Origin of the sequence: Sphingomonas glacialis (assembly GCF_006439055.1) — a bacterium.
Lineage (GTDB): Bacteria > Pseudomonadota > Alphaproteobacteria > Sphingomonadales > Sphingomonadaceae > Sphingomonas > Sphingomonas glacialis_A.
In genome coordinates this window covers 134,228-154,613 of sequence record NZ_RCZC01000004.1, presented here as the reverse complement: position 1 = coordinate 154,613, position 20,386 = coordinate 134,228, and the positions used below count along the sequence as shown (strand labels likewise).

General features: G+C 63.3%; 17 protein-coding genes. 11 read left to right on the top strand and 6 right to left on the bottom strand.

The window, feature by feature from the left end:
* Window positions 1-155: 155 nt before the first annotated feature.
* The 4 genes from EAH76_RS15290 to EAH76_RS15275 form a co-directional block, all read right to left on the bottom strand.
* On the bottom strand, window positions 156-674 hold the full coding sequence (locus EAH76_RS15290) for a hypothetical protein (protein WP_206667881.1): 519 nt from the start codon (window positions 672-674) through the stop codon (window positions 156-158).
* Between the two features lie 352 nt (window positions 675-1,026).
* A complete protein-coding gene (locus EAH76_RS15285; protein ID WP_140851147.1) occupies window positions 1,027-1,470 on the bottom strand; it encodes a MarR family winged helix-turn-helix transcriptional regulator in 444 nt (147 codons plus the stop codon).
* A 546-nt stretch (window positions 1,471-2,016) separates the two neighbouring features.
* Window positions 2,017-3,039, bottom strand: coding sequence for a FecR family protein (locus EAH76_RS15280; RefSeq protein WP_161989054.1), 1,023 nt, complete (start codon window positions 3,037-3,039; stop codon window positions 2,017-2,019).
* Window positions 3,036-3,548 carry an RNA polymerase sigma factor gene (locus EAH76_RS15275; protein WP_161989053.1) on the bottom strand — a complete coding sequence of 171 codons (513 nt, stop codon included), beginning with the start codon at window positions 3,546-3,548 and terminating at the stop codon, window positions 3,036-3,038. Before EAH76_RS15275 ends, EAH76_RS15280 begins: the two co-directional genes overlap by 4 nt.
* 586 nt (window positions 3,549-4,134) lie before the next feature.
* On the opposite strand from EAH76_RS15275, the gene EAH76_RS15270 reads away from it, so the two are divergent.
* The 3 genes from EAH76_RS15270 to EAH76_RS15260 all read left to right on the top strand — a co-directional run bounded on the left by EAH76_RS15270 (window position 4,135) and on the right by EAH76_RS15260 (window position 11,167).
* Complete coding sequence (locus EAH76_RS15270) at window positions 4,135-6,435, top strand: TonB-dependent receptor (protein WP_140851144.1); 2,301 nt, start codon at window positions 4,135-4,137, stop codon at window positions 6,433-6,435.
* Window positions 6,432-7,181 carry a hypothetical protein gene (locus EAH76_RS15265; RefSeq protein ID WP_140851143.1) on the top strand — a complete coding sequence of 250 codons (750 nt, stop codon included), beginning with the start codon at window positions 6,432-6,434 and terminating at the stop codon, window positions 7,179-7,181. Before EAH76_RS15270 ends, EAH76_RS15265 begins: the two co-directional genes overlap by 4 nt.
* 965 nt (window positions 7,182-8,146) lie before the next feature.
* Window positions 8,147-11,167, top strand: a complete 3,021-nt coding sequence (locus tag EAH76_RS15260; protein ID WP_161989052.1) for a sensor histidine kinase — start codon at window positions 8,147-8,149, stop codon at window positions 11,165-11,167.
* Here EAH76_RS15260 and EAH76_RS15255 read toward each other — a convergent pair.
* A complete protein-coding gene (locus EAH76_RS15255) occupies window positions 11,154-11,786 on the bottom strand; it encodes a response regulator transcription factor (RefSeq protein WP_140851141.1) in 633 nt (210 codons plus the stop codon). The genes EAH76_RS15260 and EAH76_RS15255 overlap by 14 nt on opposite strands.
* Window positions 11,787-12,062: 276 nt before the next feature.
* On the opposite strand from EAH76_RS15255, the gene EAH76_RS15250 reads away from it, so the two are divergent.
* Window positions 12,063-12,737, top strand: a complete 675-nt coding sequence (locus EAH76_RS15250; RefSeq protein ID WP_140851140.1) for an AraC family transcriptional regulator — start codon at window positions 12,063-12,065, stop codon at window positions 12,735-12,737.
* Window positions 12,738-12,832: 95 nt separating this feature from the next.
* Here EAH76_RS15250 and EAH76_RS15245 read toward each other — a convergent pair whose 3' ends face one another.
* Window positions 12,833-13,723 (bottom strand): NmrA family NAD(P)-binding protein, encoded by an 891-nt coding sequence (locus EAH76_RS15245; RefSeq protein WP_140851139.1) that lies wholly within the window; start codon window positions 13,721-13,723, stop codon window positions 12,833-12,835.
* A gap of 402 nt (window positions 13,724-14,125) precedes the next feature.
* Here EAH76_RS15245 and EAH76_RS15240 point away from each other — a divergent pair, with 402 nt between their 5' ends.
* The 7 genes from EAH76_RS15240 (at window position 14,126) to EAH76_RS15210 (ending at window position 20,009) form a co-directional block, all read left to right on the top strand.
* A complete protein-coding gene (locus EAH76_RS15240) occupies window positions 14,126-14,668 on the top strand; it encodes a carbonic anhydrase (RefSeq protein WP_140851138.1) in 543 nt (180 codons plus the stop codon).
* 166 nt (window positions 14,669-14,834) lie between these two features.
* Complete coding sequence (locus EAH76_RS15235) at window positions 14,835-15,740, top strand: LysR family transcriptional regulator (protein ID WP_140851137.1); 906 nt, start codon at window positions 14,835-14,837, stop codon at window positions 15,738-15,740.
* Window positions 15,741-15,963: 223 nt separating this feature from the next.
* Window positions 15,964-16,842 carry an NAD(P)H-binding protein gene (locus EAH76_RS15230; RefSeq protein WP_140851136.1) on the top strand — a complete coding sequence of 293 codons (879 nt, stop codon included), beginning with the start codon at window positions 15,964-15,966 and terminating at the stop codon, window positions 16,840-16,842.
* Between the two features lie 86 nt (window positions 16,843-16,928).
* Window positions 16,929-17,675: an SDR family NAD(P)-dependent oxidoreductase gene (locus EAH76_RS15225; RefSeq protein WP_140851135.1), complete on the top strand. Its 747-nt coding sequence runs from the start codon at window positions 16,929-16,931 to the stop codon at window positions 17,673-17,675.
* 129 nt (window positions 17,676-17,804) lie between these two features.
* A complete protein-coding gene (locus tag EAH76_RS15220) occupies window positions 17,805-18,254 on the top strand; it encodes a hypothetical protein (RefSeq protein WP_206667880.1) in 450 nt (149 codons plus the stop codon).
* Window positions 18,255-18,287: 33 nt separating this feature from the next.
* Complete coding sequence (locus tag EAH76_RS15215) at window positions 18,288-18,953, top strand: glutathione S-transferase family protein (protein WP_140851134.1); 666 nt, start codon at window positions 18,288-18,290, stop codon at window positions 18,951-18,953.
* A gap of 84 nt (window positions 18,954-19,037) precedes the next feature.
* On the top strand, window positions 19,038-20,009 hold the full coding sequence (locus EAH76_RS15210) for an MBL fold metallo-hydrolase (protein WP_140851133.1): 972 nt from the start codon (window positions 19,038-19,040) through the stop codon (window positions 20,007-20,009).
* Window positions 20,010-20,386: the final 377 nt, after the last annotated feature.

Sequence of the window (20,386 nt, the reverse complement as noted above, 5' to 3'; positions counted from 1 at the left end):
GCGGGCATTCGAGCCGATCCTTTGGAAGCGCCCCCCGCCCTTTCATTCGCAATCGCCTCGACTACTTCGAAGTCGACCCGTCTGGTCGGGGGCTGAAGATGAACCCCCCACCGAGCCAGCGTCTGCGGGAGCCGGCGGTTCGGCCCCCGGGGCGATCAATACGCGGGCTGTGCCTGGCCACCACGGCGACCTGCCATACTAGCCAACCGATTGGACTGGCGAACGGCGAGGTATCCAAGACCGAGGAACAGCACGAACACCGCGCCCTGGGCTACGAAGAACGCGGGTTCGGCACCGGTCGGTGCGAGCGCATGGAGCGGCGAGATCTTCTGGAACGACTGCACGACGCCGACGAAGGCGTTGAGGTACAGCGCTAGGACCGCAGTCGCCACATAGGCAAGGCGCCACAGACCGGCCTGGCGGAAGACGAACATCGCCACAAGCGATACCGCAAGAACGATCAGCGAGATCACGCCGACGACATGTGGGGGACCGAAGGCGGCGGAGTGGAATAAGAAGCCCGTCGCACTGGTCGCTATCGTCGTGATCAGGAAGATCGCGTTCCAGGTTGAGAACCAACGTCCGGCGACCAGCCCCCCGAGCCAGATCACACCTGCGGCAATGCCGACGAGGCTGATGACCACGTGGAGGAATGTGAAAGCCGGTACCGACATGCCCATTATCATCGCTTCGCCCTTTCGTAAGCTGCGGCGCGTCGCTGCCGGCCTTCGCAGAAAGGGTGTTCCCGTTTCACTTCGGAGTGCGGCGGACGCGGCGCCTTTCTCGTTTCAGAGTGGGCACGATGCCATTATACTTTCATATCGAACCGACCATCGGGAGGTGCGAGCGCAGATATGGCGCGATAAGCCCAGCGACTTGGAATGCGACCGCGACCGCCCGATCACGCCGCGCAGAGTCCGCACATCGCCGTTCCTGAAAAAGAAGCGCGCCGCCCGTCATTAGGGACTGGAGCGATCGTGCGCGGACCGCGATCGTTCGAAACTACACCCGCGCGCGCCGAAGTAGTTACTTCGGCGCCATACCGAATATCTCGTCACCGACCGCCATGACTGCGGAGGCACCGGTCTCGCCGAGCAGCTTCAACGCCTGCTCCTGCCCGGCACGCCAAGCGGGCACGAGTTCATGCATGAGCTCAAGCCCGGCAGCTGTCACCTTGATCGGTTTCGCGCGCCCGCTTGCGTCCACCTCACCTTCAACAACCAATTCCGAATCCAAGAGGAGCTTGATGTTGCGGGACAGCGTGGACCGATCCTGTTGAGTGAATCGCGCAATTTCCGCCTTGCTTGCCGAGCCCAGCTTGCAGATGGCGGTGAGCAGGACGAACTGAGGGGAACTGATCCCATATGGTCGGAGCGCGTCGTCATACGCGTTGGTGAGCACGCGAGAGATGACGCGGCTGCGGGAGAGCATGCAGTCCGAAACCATCTCTTGGATAACGTCGGCGACCACATCAATCTCCTAGCCTCAACCATATAGTGCATATGCACCTACGATCAATGCTTGGGTGTGGTTGCACTATCGCTAGAGCGTACGAGAAGTCCGACCAGCGAAACCACAGTCCCGATCAAACCCTCATACCATGGCGGCCGAAGCACATCTCAGCCGTCTCGAGGAGCATGCTGCAGGAATTGGCATCCAAGGTTCGCAAAGCGCATAGTTCCTGCCGCGCACTCGCCTCAACCGAGCTTGCTCGATCAAGTCCCAATGCCGAAAGGCACTCGTCGATCATGATGACCGTAGTGACGAGTTGAGCCGTGGGGACCGGGTCCTGGGCCAACCATCGATGGCCTGCTGCGACATGGAGGCGCGCGATCCACCTTATGTGGGCGTCATGATGCTCTCGTTTCAAACCGCTGTCGGCGTGAGGCGCTGCTGTCGGGCACGAGCCGGCAAGGTCCACCGCGACCCGGCTCATGATCGACCTCCCGAAGCGGGCGCGCCGGTGACCGGACAGATGCATATTCCGGTTGATGCTGATGCCATGGTCATGACCATTCACTCCGGCGACCTGCGGCGCTTCGCAGCCGTGATGGACGATATCGTGGTCTGTCCCGAGGGAGATCTCGCTATCCGGACCGGGTACATGAGGCCCAAGGTCTTGGCGAAGGCCTCCGAATCGTTCGCCCGGAAGCGACCGCTGACCCGAAGGTCACCTGCTGCAGGATCGGTCACGACGACGTGCGGCGGCTTGCCGCGGTCCATCATCGCAAGCACCTCCCGCACCGTGATGTCGTGCAGGGAAATGAATCCGTCGCGCCAATTCAGCGCCTCCGCGGCATCCACGGATCGGATTTCGGCCTTCGAGCCGGGTTTCACCCAGTACTCCTGGCCCGGAACGAGATTTGCCCGGTCGGCAGGGTTGCCCGTCGCGTCTATGCGGACCCTCCCCTCCTCCAAGATGACTCTAAGACCGCTGCCTTCACGCGCCACTTCGAACGCCGTTCCCGTAGCGGTCACGGTGCGGTCTGCAGACGCCACTACGAAGGGGCGCGATGGATCGTGCGCAACCTTGAAGAACGCCCGCCCGATCTCGAGGGCCACATCGCGCCGCGCGTCCGTCTCCCGCACCGTAATCCGGGATCCTACGTCGAGCATCACGCGGCTGCCATCGGCGAGCGTGACCTCCGACGGCGACTGGCCGCCGCTGTACGTTCTCGCCACGGCCGCCATATCGACCGAAGTGCCAGTCCTGGGGGCGATCAACCCCCACGAACCGATGCCGACCGTTAGCGCGACCACGGCCGCTGCCGCCGTCGCCCAGGCCGGAATGCGGCGGGTGCGAGAGGGACGCGCCGATAGGGCTTCTGCGCGAAACGATGCGAGCAGCTCGTCCGGCTCGTCGTCGAATGATCCCCACATCAGAGACGCCATCCGCCATTCCTCGGCGTTCGTGCTCGGGCCAGCCAGCCACACCTCGAAGTCCACCCGCTCGGCTTGGGTGAGGCCACGGTCATGGGCGACCAACCAGTCAGCCGCCACGTCGGACACGCTGCGTGTTTCCTCGAACCGCTCGCTCATGACTCGTCGCCCCGGCATTCCGCGACGAGTTGCCTCGTCGCGCGCTGCATGTGTTTCTCAGCCGTGCTGAGGGATATGCCGAGGCGTATCGCGATCTCGGCGAAGGGAAGGCGCTCGAGCCGCCGGAGAACGAAGACCATGCGGGTGCAGTCCGGCATCGCGGCGAGCGACACGCTCGTCTGCCGCAGCTCGTCTCGCGCAATCAAAGCGCGGTCGGCGCCTGAAACGGGTACGACGTGTTCATCGGCGTCGAACGGCACATGGTTGTCGGCGAGCCGCACGACCCTACGGCGGTGCCGATCCCGCAGGACGCTTTCGGCGGTCTGAAAAACGTAACCCGCGAACCGATCGAAATCCTCCAGCTGGCCACGCCGCACGATGCGGAGCGAAACCTCCTGGATCAGGTCGTCGATTTCGCTGCCATCCCTCACGGATCGAGCGAAGTAGCGAATTAGCGGGCCCCTCAGGGCCTCTAGCTGTCGGCCCAGCTCGTCGTCCTCGCGGCTCACCGGTGAGTCTCCCTGTTGGAGATCGACAGCTCCCTCGTCACGGATCGGACACCCCGTCGCCATTATGGCCGACCGGCCAACATCGTGCACCGTAGCACAGGGGCCGATCCGGCGCGCACGGCAATGTCGCGCAAAGGTGACGCGTGCGGGAGCAGCGGAACGAGCGAGAGTGCGCTATTGGCGCGACGTCCACTCTGCGTCATGATCGACCCGGTCAGAAGTCCGCGCGCTCGGACAACCTCGGTCTTGTCGGATGATGGAAGACGAGGACCAGCTAGGTCGGGAAAGGGGGGATGTGCACGATGCGACGCTTGATGGAACGACCGAAGTCTGTCGAACCTGGGCGGCCGGTGCTTTGCGATCGCGACTTCCGCGTGACTGCGACGCGGTATCAGGATTCGAACTGTCTTCATGGCTTCGAGCATCGTGACGCTCCCCTCAAATCCAGGAACGCAGCGATTTTCCAAACCCGTATGGAGCTTCCAAGAAAAATTCGCCCCCCCCGCCGAATGCAACCTAGGTGACGCGCCACCACAGGACGCCAGCGACTGGACCGCGAACGCCCTCCCCTCTCGAACTGGCCGGCATGGCGATCCTGCTCTTCAGCTTCGCGGCCGCCGCGCCCGCCGCAGCGGGACAGCCCGAGGGGGCTACGGATCTGGCCGCTGGCTTGGATCGCATCGCACGGTCGCACCGCGTCAACCTCCTGTTCGACGAGCGGCTCGTCGCGGGCAAGCGCATCTCCGTTCGGGCGACACCCTCGACGATTGAGCGGGAACTTGCCCAGACGCTCAAGGGCACGGGCCTGACCTACCGAAATGCCGGCGGGGGCACCTTCGTGATCATCGCCGACACGACCGGCGACAAAGCCCCAACGCCGGAGGCGCCGCCCCCTCCGGTCCCAGACATTCTGGTGATCGGGCGCTACACGCTGGATACCGACATCCGACGCAGCGCAGACGATGCACAGCCCTATCGCACCGCTGGCCGCCGATCGATCGAGGATGCGCAGCCGGGGTCGGTCGAGGAGTTCCTCAAGACGCGCCTGCCCCAGAATGCTCAAACGTTGTCGCTGAATCAGGCGCCCTTCAGTGCAGGTGGGTCGCCGCGTTCGCAGATCGACCTTCGCGGACTCGGAACGGATCATACGCTCGTGCTCGTCAACGGCAGGCGTCTACCGAGCACGCCGGGACTTGGTGAACTTCTTCAACCTGACGTCAGTGGCATGCCAATCCAGGGCATCGACCGGATCGAGACGCTCGCCAGCACGGCCGGCGGCATATTCGGCATCGGCGCGGATGGCGGCGCCGTGAACATCGTCACCAAGAACGACTTCGACGAGGCGGCTCTCAGCGTGCAGACCGGCCTTTCAGGTCGTGGCGATGCCGCACAGCGGATGATCGACGCCCACATCGGTTGGACCAGCGCCTCGAAACACACGCGGGTCTCCCTTCGCTATACGGACAGGACCGACGAAGGCCTCTCCTTCGGCAGTCGGGACTTCATCGAGAGCAGCCGCACCCTGCGCTATCAGCGGGTCGGCAGCAGGAACTATCTGCCCGTATCGGCTAGCGTGAACGTCGTCAGCGCGACCGGTTCGAACCTTTCGCTTATCCCCGCGCTGGGAGGCCAATCACTTGGGGCCTCGTCGACCTTCCTGCCGCTAGGACCGGCTGCTGCGTCATCGGTCGGCATCGCAGCCCTGCTTACGAACGCCGGCAAGCTCGATCTCACGCTGGCCCAAGATGGCCAGGGTGCCGAGCAGAGCCTCCTGACGCCAGCGGATGCCCATTCCGTCCTTGCAACCGTGCGACAGGACGTTGGCCGTTCGCTGGTCGTCTACGCTGACTATCTGCGTTTCTCTACTACCGGGCGCGCCGTGATCGGCGGGGTCCAGACGACCACCAGCCTGTCGCCCGGACAGCTGGGAAATCCCTTCGCCCAGCCCATCATCATCACCTATCCGGCAGCGGGCTTACTCGGCCAGATACTCTCAAGGTCCACCACCGACCGTCTGACCATCGGCGCGATCGCGCAGCTCGGAAAGGGGTGGGTTGCGAATTTCGATGCCGCCAGCGGACAGGCGACGGTGTTTCAGGTCGAGAGCTACACGCCGGTTTCGGGCTATGCGATCAACGCCTTCGCCGGCGGGACCGCTCTCACCAGCCAACTCGCGAGAGTCGCAGTGACGCCGTTCTTCCAGAACTATGCGACCAATCGCCTTCGGGACCTGAACCTTCGCGTCGCCGGCCCACTCGTGAACCTTCCCGCAGGCCCCCTTTCGATCACCTTGACGGCCGAACTCCGGGACGAACGTGCGCCGGGCGCAGATTACGACAATTATGTCAGCACCCCCGCGCTTCGCTCTTCGACCCACTACCAAAGTGCCCGGCAGACCGTCGGATCGGCGTTCGCCGAAGCGAGGATCCCGATCGTCAGCAATGACGCAAGCAAGTCCGTACTCCGCGGGCTCGAAGCGCAGGTCGCCGTGCGGACGGATCGCTATGAGATCGCCGCTCCAGTGATTGACGCCCAGCTCCTGCAACTCGGAACGTTCGGGAACGAAGTCAGAAGCAAGGGCACCGTCACCGCGGTGACCACCAGTCTGCGCTTCAATCCAACCGACGGGATCACGCTCAGGGGAAGCTATGCCGATGGCTACACTCCTCCGACGCAGTCCCAGATCACGCCGAACGGCTTCAGCTTCGGCTTCTTTCCGTATTCGGACCCCAAGCGCCCGCGCGACAGCTTCGCCTCCTCGATCCAGACCCTCTTCCTCTACGGCGGCCAGCCGGGCTTCGCCCGCAAAAGACGCGGACCTGGTCGGTCGGCGCGATCGCGAAGCCGGCATTCCTCCCCGGCCTGCGTCTTTCACTCGACTTCATGATTCTGCGATCGAACCACGAGATCACGGACTTCTCGGCAGCACAGTTTCAATACTTCGTGACGAATGAGGCCCTCTACCCCGGTCGGATCACGCGAGCCCCACTCTCCGCCTCGGACATCGTTGCCGGCTACACCGTAGGGCGGATCACGAAAGTGGACGCAAGCTACCTCGCAACCGGGAGCACGACGCTCAACGCGCTCGATTTCGCGCTTCAATATGATCGCAGGACCTCCTTCGGTCGTTTGACGGCATACGCCCAGGCGACCTGGGAGCCGAAGCTGCGTCGCGGCGCACTCAACGCATCGTCGTACGATTCCGTCGACTCCCTCAACGGCCCATTGTCCCTTAGAGCGAACGGGGGCGTCGCGTTGTCACGCGGCCCTTGGTCCTTCGGTTTGGATGCGCAGGCCTATAGCTCGTACAGCGTCACCTACTCCTTCCAACCGGGGTCGCTACTCGGCGGTTCCTACCCGATTCAGAACGCCACGAATCTCCTGGAGCAGGCCTCGGCCAAGATCCCTGCGCAGGCATACGTAGACGCTTGGACATCGCTCATCGCCGGCGGTGGCGATTCCACGAGGCGAAAGCCCTCGATCACCTATCGCTTCGGAATCAAGAACCTCCTGGACAAGATGCCGCCGATCGTGGTGCCGCCCTTGTCAGCATCGTTCGATGGCATTGGCTACAGTCCGCTCGGTGATCCGAGGGGACGTCGCTTCGAATTGCAGATCACCGCACGGTACTGAGCGGGGGCGAGCTATCTCGCGTTCAGGAGGTGCGACAAATCGAGCAGCACCTGTTCGATCTCAGTCAAATCCCGCCAGGTCTCGCCAAGAGTGCCGGTCACCTCCGCCCCGAGGATGCGCCCGCATACGACCTCGCTTCGTCCGTCACCTATCTCGGTCGATATGCCGCCTAACGCGGTGACGATCTCCGCGATGGCTCGAAGCGAGTGGGCCGCGTCCTCCTGTGCTGGCGGTTGAGATGCCAGCCAGCGAGCGCACGCCGAAAGGTGGATTTGGGCGATCCACGCAAGATGCGCCCGATCGCTCGCTATAGCGTTGGGTGGCGTATCGGCAGACCTGCCGACCGACGGGCCTACGGCGGGTGGCAGTGCAGACTTCATGGGTCGAGATCGTCGCGAATCCTCGCAATCGCAGCGCTCCATCCCCCATGTTGGTCCGTCAGCACTTTGATCCGACGCATTCCAAAACTCCCAGAATCTTGAGCGGATCGCGACAGGATGGTGATCCCTTTGCGCGTTTGAAAAGGTGCCATGTGCCTCCGGCATGAATAGCAGAAGTTCCAAGTCGACGTGACGGAGCCTTTGTACACCGATCATCGAGCGACTTATTGATGGTACGTGGCCCCGAGTTTTGAAGGATCGTGCTCATCTTCGGATGATAACTGGCGCTTCGGCCCATTGTATCGGGCGATATCAGCCCCCAAAATCGTTGCAATCCATTGGGATAACTAGGAAATTCTAAGGTCGCGGCCCAGAGGCGCTCGCAGTGGGCGCGCCAGCGCACTCTGCAATCAACGGGATGCGACCGGAATTACGTCGTTGACCAAACATGCGACTCCATTGACCATGGGGACGCCAGTCGAAGGACTGAGGCAATAGAATTAGTGATCAGGACCGACGGAAACAGGGGCAACAACGATGCGAAGGATACTCGTACTTCTATTCGCCCTGCTGTCGGTATCTTGGATGTCACCGGCTGCCGCCCTTGATCCGTCAAGGAGGCTCACGCAGTTCAAGCATACAGCCTGGACCGTCGATGACGGCGCTCCCTCCAACATCCTCGCTCTGGCGCAAACGGCCGACGGCTATCTCTGGATCGGCTCGTTAGATGGCCTTTTCCGGTTCGACGGGGTCACGTTCGAGCGCGTCGAGTTGAAAGGTGGCGAGACCTCGATCTGGTCACTGCTCGCCGCCCGAGATGGCGGCCTCTGGATAGGACACGCATCCGGCAGGATCACCGTCCTCAATCATGGCTTGGAGACCGACGCATCTCTGCCGAGCAGCAAGTTTCCGGTGATAAAGCTCGTTCAGGATCGCAGCGGAGACGTCTGGGCCCAGCTTGGTACCTTCTTTCACGGTCTAGCGCGGTTCCATCAAGGCAAATGGACAGAGATCGACGCACGTTGGGGACTGAACTCCAGAGGGTATTTCGACACACTCGCGACTGCGGATGGGCGCATTCTAGTTGTCGACCGCATCGGCATCCATGTTCTCAATCCGGGGAGCCACAGGTTCGTCGAGACCGACATAAAGCCCGGCGAGAAGACGTCATTCGGCTTGGCTACCTCAAGGAGCGGAGAAATCTGGGCATCCGAGACGGATGTGGGCGTCCGCAAGATTTCAACGCCGGTCGCTGACCAGAAATTGCACTTGGTCGGAACGCCGATCCAAGGGACTATTGGGATGGTCTTGCAACGCGTCATCTTCGACCGCGACGGCAATCTATGGGGCGTCGCGAAAGGCGCGGGCGTATATCGGATAACGCCGCAGATCCTGGCCCAAGGCGCAGCGGGAACGCTTCCTGCCAAGACCACTGTCGAGCGCTTCGCCACCACTGACGGCCTTTCGTCCAACTCGGCGTTGCCGATCTTCGAGGATCGCGAGGGCACGATCTGGGTCGGGACGGTCCGGGGTCTCGACCGCTTCCGGGCAACGAACGTCGCCGTGGAACAGCACCTTCCCCCAACGACGGAAGGGCACCTCACCGCCGTCGATCACCGGGGGACGATCTATGTACTGGACAGCAACAACCTCTACCGAATGCATGCCGACGGATCACCGGAGCGTCTTCTTACAAACCTGAAGGGGCCACAAACGCTCTGCGAAAGCAACGACGGCACGATGTGGCTCACGACCTACGACGAGATGTACAAGTCGACGGGAGGTCCGTTCACGCACGTCCCTCGCGTCGGTGGCACCCACAACTCCTATCTCGACTGCGTGGCAGATCCTCACGGCGGTCTCTGGTTCATGCGGGTCGCGAATGGTTTCCTGCACTACGCCCGAGATGGAACCACCACGGACTACCCTCCGCCAAGCGGTGTCAAAAGCGAGGGGCCAAACATCGTCACTTTCGATCGTCAGGGCCGGATGATCGCTTCTATGGGTCACAGCTCCCTTGTGAGGATCGACTCCTTGAGGATCCATCCCCTGTGGAACGTGAAGGTCGACCCGAAGAGGCGGATCGTCTCGCTATATCAGGGTGCGCGCGATCTGCTCATCGGTACTGCGGGCGGTCTGGCTCGAATGAGGGACGACCACATCGCGCAGCTCGGCGCAAGATTCCCGTGGCTTCAAAGCGCGACCGGTATTGTCGAAACGCCCCAAGGCGACACCTGGCTATTCGCAAAGAAGGGCGTCGCGCGCGTCAGGACCGCAGCGCTCGCGCAGGCTTTCGAGACGAAATCGGCTGTTCTTCCACATGAGCTTTTCGATTTCAGGGACGGCCTGGACGGCGTCTCGCGGGTTGGCGAATCCCCGAGTTCGGTGTTGCGCGCCGCCGATGGGAAGCTCTGGTTCCGCGCTGAGGACAATCTCTTCGTAATCGATCCAGCACGCCTGGTCCGCAATACCCTGCCGCCGCCTGTTTCGATAAGCGCGATCCTGTACTCTGGCCACAGGATCCGAGATCCGCAGAACGTTTCGCTGCCGAAGGCTACTTCGGCTGTGCAGATCAACTATTCCGCTCTCAGCCTCGCTGTGCCGGAGCGTGTCCAGTTCCGTTACAGGCTAGAAGGCGTCGACGCCGACTGGGTGGACCCGGGAAGCAGGCGCCAGGCGTTCTACAGCAACCTCAAGCCCGGCACGTACCACTTCCGCGTGATCGCCTCGAACAACGACGGGATTTGGAACCGGACCGGCGCCTCCCTGGAATTCACCATCCCCCCCACCTTCCTCCAGTCGTGGTGGTTCGTGGCGCTCTGCATTCTGACGATGATAATATTTCTGTGGTTCTTCTATCAGATGAGGCTTCGGCAGATCGCCGCCCGCGTCCGAGCTGGCATGGAGGTCCGCCTGGCGGAACGCGAACGCATCGCGCGCGAACTCCACGACACGATGCTGCAAGGCATCCAGGGCGTGATCATGCGATTCCAGTCCGTCGCGGACAAGGTTCCCGAAGATGGTCAGGTCAAGGGGCTTCTGGAGGATGCACTCGATCGCGCGGACGCGATGCTGGTCGACGGCAGGGAGCGCGTCCTCCAGCTCCGATCCGAGGGCGGCGAAGACGACCTCGAGAAGGTGTTCTCCGATCTTGGAACGCGCTCGACGCTGGATCGTCCCATGGACTTCAAGGTTACAGTGCTCGGACATCCCCGGGCTCTTGAACCGGCTGTGCGGGAGGAGACGGCGCGCATAGGTGATCAGGCGATCGCCAACGCGTTCCAACACTCCGGTGGGTCAGCGGTCAGGGTCATCATCAGCTATAGCGAGGACGCGCTGGGGGTCACCGTCAGCGACAATGGCGTGGGAATGCCGGATGGACGCGATAAGACGGCGATCGCAGAGGGTCATTTCGGTGTCCTGGGCATGCGGGAACGGGCAGAACGGATAGGCGCGACGCTGAACCTCTTCGCACGACGGGCGGGAGGCACAGAAATGACGCTGAATGTTCCCGCCAGACTCGCCTACAAGAATGCGGCGGGCGAGGGCTCAGTCTGGATACGCGTGCGCGATCGGTTGGGCTTCGACGGCTTCAGAGCTCGATGATCCCCCGCCGCGCGGCGGTCGTCACCGCATGCGTCCTATCGGTGACATAGAGCTTGGCGAAGATGTTGCGGATGTGTGCCTTCACGGTGTCCTCGGCCAATGAGAGTTTCGCCGCGATCTCCTTGTTCGCGTTGCCGGCCGCTATCAGACGAAGAACCTGAAGCTCCCGGGCGTTCAAAGGATCCTCCGTGGCGTGCTCCGCCATCCCCTGCGCCACCTCGGCCTGGACATGTCTGCGACCCGCGTGGACGGTCCTGATCGCATCGACCAGATCGCTCCGCATCGCGCTCTTCAACAAGTAGGCTGAAGCGCCCGCCTTCAATGCCTGCAGAGCCTGGGCGTCGCCCGAATACGTGGTCAGTACCACGATCTGGGCCGAGGGATTACCCCTTCGGATAGCCTCGATGGCCTCAACGCCACCGATGCCCGGCATCTGCAGATCCATCAGCGTGACGTCCGGTCGGAGAGATGCGTACATCTCCACCGCCTGCCGACCGTTCTCCGCCTCACCGACGACCTCCATGTCCGACCGGCCGTTGATCACTGCGGCGACGCCATCGCGAAGCATGGGGTGATCATCTGCAATGAGAACGCGGATCTTCCTGCTGATTTCCGCCATCGGCAACAGACCCCGCTCCCAAAGCGTCGATTACACACGCCCATCCAGCGAAAACGCGAAATGGCGAATCGCAACCGGCTAGGCAAGAACGACAAAACCGCCGTTGGCAAGACACGTAGGGGCTATAGCAGAGACGACAAGGCGTGTCTTAACGATCATCCGCCCCCACCCTAGCTTCCCGCATCAGGTCACCGAACGTGAACCCGGCGGCAGTCTCGCCGAAGCCTGGGCATCGCGGGATTGGACCTGCCGTCCGGGTAAGGAAGCGGTACCGCCATGCAGCGAATGGAGTCTTCAGTACACGCCCGTCATATCCACTTCTCGACACGGGTGGCACCGCCATCCAGCCTGAGCGGACATCCCGTGGTTCGACCCGCCGCCCCAGGGCAACAAGTTGCAACCCCCATCACCATCGACCAGACGTCGAAAAGAGCCATCGCGGCCCTTCTCGCTCGTGCCCGCACGGCGCTGGATGGTGACGTGAGCGAAGCTCGCGAATGTCTCGACCGGATGGCTCAGATGATGGAGATCATCCCACCGGTGCCAACTTCGGTCGACCTGTCGCATTCCATCCCGTCGAGCCGGGCTGAAACTGGCGGTCTACCGTTGTGGCAGGTGCGTCGGGTTCGGGCCTTCGTGGACGCCAACTTGGCTGAGACGGTGTCGATCGGACAATTGGCCCGATTGGTGGACCTCAGCTCGAGCCACTTCTCCCGAGCCTTCAAGAGAAGCACGGGAGATACGCCGTATGAATTCATCATGCGGCGGCGGGCCGAGCGCGCTCGGATCCTGATGCTCGGAACGTCGGATTCGCTCAGTCAGATCGCACGCAAGTGCGGTTTCGCGGACCAGGCGCATCTTACACGCCTGTTCAAACGCTTCCTCGGACAGACCCCCATGCGATGGAAGCGCGCGCACGTCGATCCAGACCAGGCGTCACGGACGCCTTAAATCCAAACGCGCTAAGGGCGGACCGTCAAACGACGGCCCGCCCCCCAGGATCCGATCGACATCCTACGACGCCAATCCGCTCGTCTCATTCGCCGTTAGGCGGCGGTCGTCCGCGGATAGGTGAGCTCGAAGGCGGAGCGATTGGCGTTGATGAACTCCTCGACGGTCGTCAACGGCCCACCGATGATCGACACGCCGGTCGTGTCAGTCCCGGCCAGAAGGCCTTCCTGCTGGTCGATCGTCACCGCCTCGAAGTGCTTGCGCATCGCCGTCGCGTCCTGGAGGCCGAAGGCTTCGAGGAAGGTGGAAACTGTGACGTGCTCGTACTTCAGATCCTTGCCGAGGACACGCGAGACTTCCGCGGCGAGTTCCTCATGGCTGTACTCGACCGGGCCGTGGAGCGGGAGCGCCTGACCAGCCCAACGCGTCGGGTCCGTCATGATGCCGGCCACGATCTTGGCCGTGTCCCCCGCGGCGAGCGGCGCGAAGCGGTTGTCCTTGTTGTAGGGCATCAGGTAGCGGCCGTATTTGATCTGCGGCGCGATGTAGAGCAGCCACTCGGCGAAGAACGTCACGCGCAGATGCACCGAGGGGATGCCCGACCAGTTGAAGATCTGCTCGGACAGCCAGTGGTTCTGGGAGGCCTTGCTGCGCGCGTACGGACGCGACTGCTTGTGCGACATGTTGACGATCAGTTCGAGCTTCTGCTCCTTCGCCGCCTGGGCGAAGATCACAGCTGCTTCGACGAGGCCCTCCGCGAGCGGATAGCAGAAGTATGCAAGCTGGACGCCCTCCATGGCGAGACGAATGTCGCGAAGGCTGCCCATGTCGCCGAGGAAGACCTCAGCGCCGATGTCGCGGAGCTTCTGTGCCCGCGCGTCGTCCTTGCGGACGAACGCCCTAACGGCGAAACCCTTCTCGAGAAGCCGCTCGACCGTGGGTCGACCCGTATCACCTGCAGCGGCGGTCACCAAAACCTTCTTCACTTCAAATTCCTTCTGTTGTGTCACACGTTGCCCGTTCGAATGCCGCGACCTGTGCGTTCCAGCCGTGTCTCGTCGTTCGATCTTCCGCGTCCGCCGGCAGTTCGAACCTGCGTCCGCCGACGAAATACACGGTGGAGTTCGCCACTCGGCGCGTTTCCGAACACTCAAATGGTGTATATGCATCATAGTTCAAGGGGCGGTGAAAACGGTCGAGCGAAATTCTAGCCGAATTCCTTGGGGCAGCGCGTTGAGGGCTCGCGAGATACACTCGTATAATTGCCTGAGGCATGCCGCACGGGCATCCCGGTGCCACCGAGAGGGCGATCCGTCGCCACTTCAGGACAAAGATCGAGAGGGGCGTCGCGCAGCGTGACGTCGAATGCCAACACCGCGGAGGATACAATGGATTTCATCGAAACGATCACGCAGCAGAATGCGGCGTTCGCGAGCAACGGCTTCAACGCCGACCTCAAGATCATCCCGAACACCAAGACGATCATCATTGGCTGCCTGGATCCGCGCGTGGATCCGATGGACGTGCTCGGCCTGAAGCCGGGTGATGCGGCGATCTACCGCAACATCGGCGGCCGCATCAATCCGGCGCTGGTCGAGACGATGATCCTCCTCCCGATCGTCACCAAGGCGGTCGGGCAGGACATGGGACCCGGCTGGAACCTCGTCGTCCTGCACCATACCGATTGCGGCATCAAAGGCTGCTACAAGCACGCGCCGGATCTCCTCGCCACCCATCTGGGCGTTTCACGCGAGGAGCTCGACGAGATGGCCGTCCTCGACCCCCGCAAGGCGGTCGCGATGGACGTCGCCGCTTACAAGGCCAATCCCGATCTCGCCGGCGGCTTCATGATCTCGGGCCTCGTCTACGACGTCGAGACGGGGCTGATCGAGACGATCGTGCCGCCAAGCCTGCTGCGCGCGGACGCTTGATCCCGCGAGCCAAGGGCGCTTCCGCCCCGGTGCGCGCGTAGAACAAGTCATGGCAAGGGGGCGGCCACCGGCGGCCGCCCCCTCACCTCGCGTATGACGTGGAATTCGAACTCTCCCCGTCGTCGCCCGACTGGCGCAAGACCGGCAGCAAGGATACGATCCACGCGTGAAGGACATCTCGGCACTCAGGCTGTACGTGCGCGTCGCACGCCTCGGCAGTTTCTCCGCCGCCGCCCGGGAGTGCGGCCTCGCCCAGTCGCAGGCATCCCGGATCATCGCCGATCTCGAGGCCGACTTAGGAGCGCGTCTGCTATCCAGAACGACGCGCGCGGTTGTGCCCACCGAGGCCGGCGCAGAATTCCTCGCCAGGATCGAACCCATATTGCTGCTGCTCGAAGAAGCCGAGCAGAGCGTGCGCGAAGATGGCGAACTGCACGGACTGCTCAGGGTTGGAATGCCGGCGAGCTTCGGCAACCGCGTCGTGCTTCCAGCCCTCTCCGGCTTCGTCGAGCGACATCCCCGCCTCACCGTTCAGGTCATGCTCGAAGACAAGGTCCAGGACATGGTGCGGGAGGCTGTCGACGTCGGCATCCGCATCGGCGAACTGCCGGACGCCACTGGCACCACCAAGTTGCTCGCGACGGTTCAGCGGGTGATAGTGGCCGCCCCGCGATATCTCGAGGCACGTGGTGCGCCCTCGACCCCGCATGACCTGGTCGAGCACCGCATCATCGGGGGACCTGCGGCTGCGCAGAGCATGGCGTGGACCTTCGAGCGCGACGGCACGAAGCAGAAGATCGAGTTGCAGCCGAACATCCTAGTCAACGACACGTCGGGCGCTGTTGTGGCGGCGACCTCGTCACTTGGGATCACCTCCACCACGCTGTGGGCCTGCGAACGCGAACTCGATGCAGGTTATCTGGTCCGTGTCCTCCCCGACTGGTGGCTCTCACCCCTTCCGGTCCACGCATACTTCCCCATGGGCCGCGCAACGCGAAAGGCCGCGAGAGCCTTCGTCGATTTCCTGATCGATGAGCTCCACCGTCGACCAGGGTCCACCCCGGCGCAATAGCGTCGCAGCCAGCGCGACTGATGCTGGATCAGCATAGGTAATAGAAAAAACGGACTGCTACCGGGCGCCCCCCGGAAGGCCGATCTTCCGTGTGTCAGCAAGACGGTCCCACGGTCCCAGACCACCGGCCGCCCGGCTGCCAGACGATACCAACATATAAATGACATCGGCCTGGAAATCGCCAAGTTGATGCCATGCAGCCCCAAGAACAGGACGTTTTGTCATGAGCAAGAAGGTATTAATCTCGGGCGCAACTGGTGATACCGGCCGCGCCGCCGTCAAGGAGGCGATCCGCCTCGGACTCGACGTACGCGCAATGGTCCACAGCAGGGACGCCCGCTCGGAGGCGCTCGAAGCCCTCGGCGCGGAAGTGGTCCTTGGCGACCTCCTCGAAATCAACACGGTCCGCGACGCCATGCAGGGTGTCGAGGCAGCGTACTTCGTCTGGCCAGTCCAGCCCGGCCTGCTGGTGGCGACGGTCAACTTCGCGCAGGCGGCCAAGGAGACTGGTGTCAAGGTGATCATCAACCTGTCGCAGCGCTCCGCCGATCGCGAATCCAGTAGCGACTCCTGCCGCGACACGTACATCTCGGAGCAGGTGTTCAACTGGTCCGGCGTGCCGGTGGTCCATCTCCGCCCGACGTACTTCCTCGAGTGGCTGCTCTACCCATGGCAGCTCCCCTTCATCCAGCAGGGCGTATTGCGGATGCCGGTCGGTAAGGGACGCCATTCGCCGATCGCGGCCGATGACCAGGGTCGGGCGATCGCGGCTCTCCTCAAGGCCCCGGAAGGCCACATCGGCGAGACGATCCCGCTGTCGGGGCCGGTCGAGATGAACCATGAGCGGATGGCCGAAGAACTGTCCGAAGCGCTCGGTCGCAAGATCGTGTTCGAGGACATCCCAATCGACGAGTATGTCGCATCGATCACCGAGATGGGCGTCCCGCCATACATCGTTCAGCATCTGGGCGGCGCCATGCTCGACTACCAGAACGGGCACATGGCGGGGGCCGACGACAACGTCGCCATGCTCACCGGCCGGCGCTCGATGACGGTTGGCGAGTTCGCCAAGCTCCACGCCGACAAGCTCAACGCCGCCTGACCTGCACCGGCGCCGAACCCTCGGGGTCGGCGCCGGCACGCTCGATGACTCACCGAAATACCCAATCACATGAAAGGAAGACGACCATGGACATCAAGGGATCAGTAGCACTCGTGACCGGCGCCAACGGCGGCATCGGTAGTGCATTCGTACACGACCTGCTCGAGCGCGGCGCGACGAAGGTCTACGTGGCGGCGCGCGACCAGAAGTCGCTCGCCGACCTGCTCGCAGGCGGTGACCCGCGACTTGTGCCGATCACGCTGGACGTGACCGACCCCGCGCAGGTCGCCCAGGCCGCGATCGACGCGCCCGACGTAACCTTCCTCATCAACAACGCCGGATACGCGGCCTTCGCGGGATCGATTTCGGCACCAGACATGGACGACGCCCGCCGCGAGATGGATGTGAACTACTTCGGCACGCTGGCGATGACCCGCGCGTTCGCCCCTGCGCTCGCGGCTTCCGGCGGTGGTGCGATCCTCAACATGCTGTCGATGCTGGCGCTCGTCAGCCTTCCCGCCGCCGCGACGTACGCCGCGTCCAAGGCGGCAGGCCTGTCCCTCACCCGCAGCATCCGCGCCGAGCTCAGCGCACAGGGCACCGTCGTCCTGGGCGTCCTGGCGGTTCAGACCGAGACCGCCATGGGCGTGAAGCTGCCCGAGCCGCGCATGCAGCCTTCGGAAGTCGTGGCTGACGCGCTCGATGCCGTCCAGGCCGGCCGGAATGACGAAGTCGTGGCTGGTGCGCAGACGCGCGGCATCCACGACGCGTTCACGGCGGACCCGAAGGCGGTGCAGGCGAAGATGTCGACCGTGCTGCCCAAGGCGGCCTGAGTTGGCAGTGGGTTCGGTCGGGAAGACAAGCCTCCCGCTCCGGACCCGCCTCGCCTGTTTTCCCGGCGCCCATCAGAAGCATTGCAACCCGCAGCGCCGCAACGGCGAGGCCTCGCAAGGAACACCAAAATGAACGCGAAGACCGACCGTTCGGGGCGACCAAGCCGCAATGTGTTTACCGTCGCGAGTTGGGGCATCCTCGCCGCCCTCGCGATCGCCGGCACCCCGACAATGGCCACCGCTCAGTCCAGCCGCGCTGTCGCTCCCCCGGAGGCCGCGGTCCCGACCACCCGCATCCTCGCGATCGGGACGCTCACCTCCAAGGCGAATGCCACGAACCTAAAGGTGACCCTCCAGTCCGAAGTTCGCGATACGGTCCAACTCTACCTGGCGGGCAAGCTCGACCAGTGGTTCGTGAAGCAGGACGATACGGGCGTCGTATTTATCCTGAACGTCACCGACGTAACTCAAGCCCGCGCGATGCTCGAAGGACTGCCACTTGGCCAGGCGGGTCTGATGTCGTTCCAACTCACGCCGCTGGGGCCGCTTCGGCCGCTGGGCGTGCTGCTCGGCAAGTAACAACTCTGCATCAGACCCTGGTGAGGAAACGCAATGGCCTACGAACTCTTCTGGATAAGCGGGAGCCACTATGCGTGGCGCGTGATGCTCGCGCTCGAATACAAGGGCATCCCCTACGTGTCCCACCACCTCAATCCCTCGCGAGGCGAGCATAAGTCTCCCACCTATCTCGCGCTCAATCCCCGCGGAAAGGTGCCGACGCTGCGCGACGGCGAGACTGTCGTGACAGAGTCTCTGGCGATCATGGCGTATCTCGAAAGCGCCAGCCCGCGCATGCCCCTGTTCGGCCGGACGCCAGCGGAAACCGGCCTGATCTGGCAGCGCATCTCCGAGTTCACCAGCTACACCCAGGGGCCGATCGAGCAAGGAATCGTCTTCCCCTACAAGGAAGGTGGAAGCGTCATGGATCTCGAGCGGTCACGTGCGGCCGCGGCGGTAGCGCTACGTCAGCTCGCCTGGATGGAACAGGCGTTGTCGAGGACGGCCTTCCTGGCCGGGGACGAGGTGACGGCGGCGGACATGGTTGCGCTTCCGACGATGGGAATGCTCGCGCAGCTGGGCCGACGCCCCCGAGCTCAGGAGATCGGACTCGGGTTCGAGCAGTTCTCCCACAGCCTACCGTCGATCGCGGCGTGGATGCAGCGCGCCGAGCAGATACCCGGTTACGACGCGGCGTATCCGCCCAGCTGGCGGGCGTAGCACCCGCGCGCGGCCACCCGGCAAACAGGCGACGGACCCGATCGGAGTCGGGTCCGGAGCGAACGACTCAGAGAAGGCGCGCAGATGGACAAGAACTCGCTCCGCGCCGTCGATCGGCTGGAGATCACCGTCCTGATCGACAACAGAACCGACAGCCTCTCGAGCGTGCCGCCGGAGGTGACGCTCGAATGGAACGTACTGCACCAGGCGGGAATGAACGAGATGACCGGCAGCTGCCAATGCTGCGCGAACCACGGTCTCGCCCTCATCGTCAGAGCCGAGATCGGGGCGGAGCGGCGGACCATGCTCTTCGACGCCGGCCCGGTCGACTTCGCGGTCGAGTACAACGGAACCCGGATCGGCGTGCCGTTCAAGGAGATCGACGCAGCCATGCTTTCGCACGGTCACTGGGACCATGCGGGCGGTCTGCCGATGGCACTCGAGCTGATCGGGGGGACAAACGTCCCGGTCTATCTGCATCCTGGCATGTTCCGGCAGCGCGCATTTCACCTCCCCGGTGGCGACCTTCTTCCCATCCGGGACATTCCCGGCCCCGCCGAGCTTAGGTCGAAGGGGGGCGATCCCATCGTGATCGACCACTCGACGACGGCGCTCGATGATATGTTCTTCGTGTCAGGAGAGATCCCGCGCGTCACGCCCTACGAGACGGGGCTTCCCGGCCATATGCGTCGAACGGAGCATGGCGACGGCTGGGAACTGGATCCCCTGATCGTGGATGAGCGGTACCTGGCAGTTAACGTCCGCGACAAAGGGCTGGTGATCTTCTCGGCATGCTCGCACGCCGGCATCGTCAACGTGCTCCACGCGGCGCGGCGCGACATGCCGGATGTCCCGGTTCACGCGGTCATCGGCGGCTACCACCTGTCGGGCGCGAACGAAGCGATCATCGACAAGACCGTCGCCGACTTCGAGCAGTTCGACGTGGACCTTATCCTGCCCGGGCACTGCACCGGTTGGCGGGCGGTGAACGCGCTCGAGCGCGCCTTCGGCCCGAAGGTCGTCCCGATCGCCGTGGGCATGAAGATAAGTCTTTGATCGGTCGTGGCGGCTCTTGCGGGAAAATGATGTCTGTCTGGTCTCGTGCCAATTCGCGCTGGTTTAATGGCTCATGACGAAAAGGTCCCGCCGCCGTCACAACTGACCCCACCCGTGCCGAAGGTATCGGCGCCTATGCCATCCTCGCCGCCGAAGAAATATAAGCGCACCATGGCCAAAGAGGACGACAGGGACCGACCCAACCACATTGGGCAGGAGGGATGGTCCCCCCAGCCCGACCCGTGAAGCCCCAGATACCGAAAGTCGCGGCGTCGCGACCGCGGCCCACACAGAGGCTTGCCAAGTGACGCGATACGCGGCGAACTAAGGCCATCGCGCTCGCCAAAATCCGCAGTTCGAAACGAAAATCATAAAGT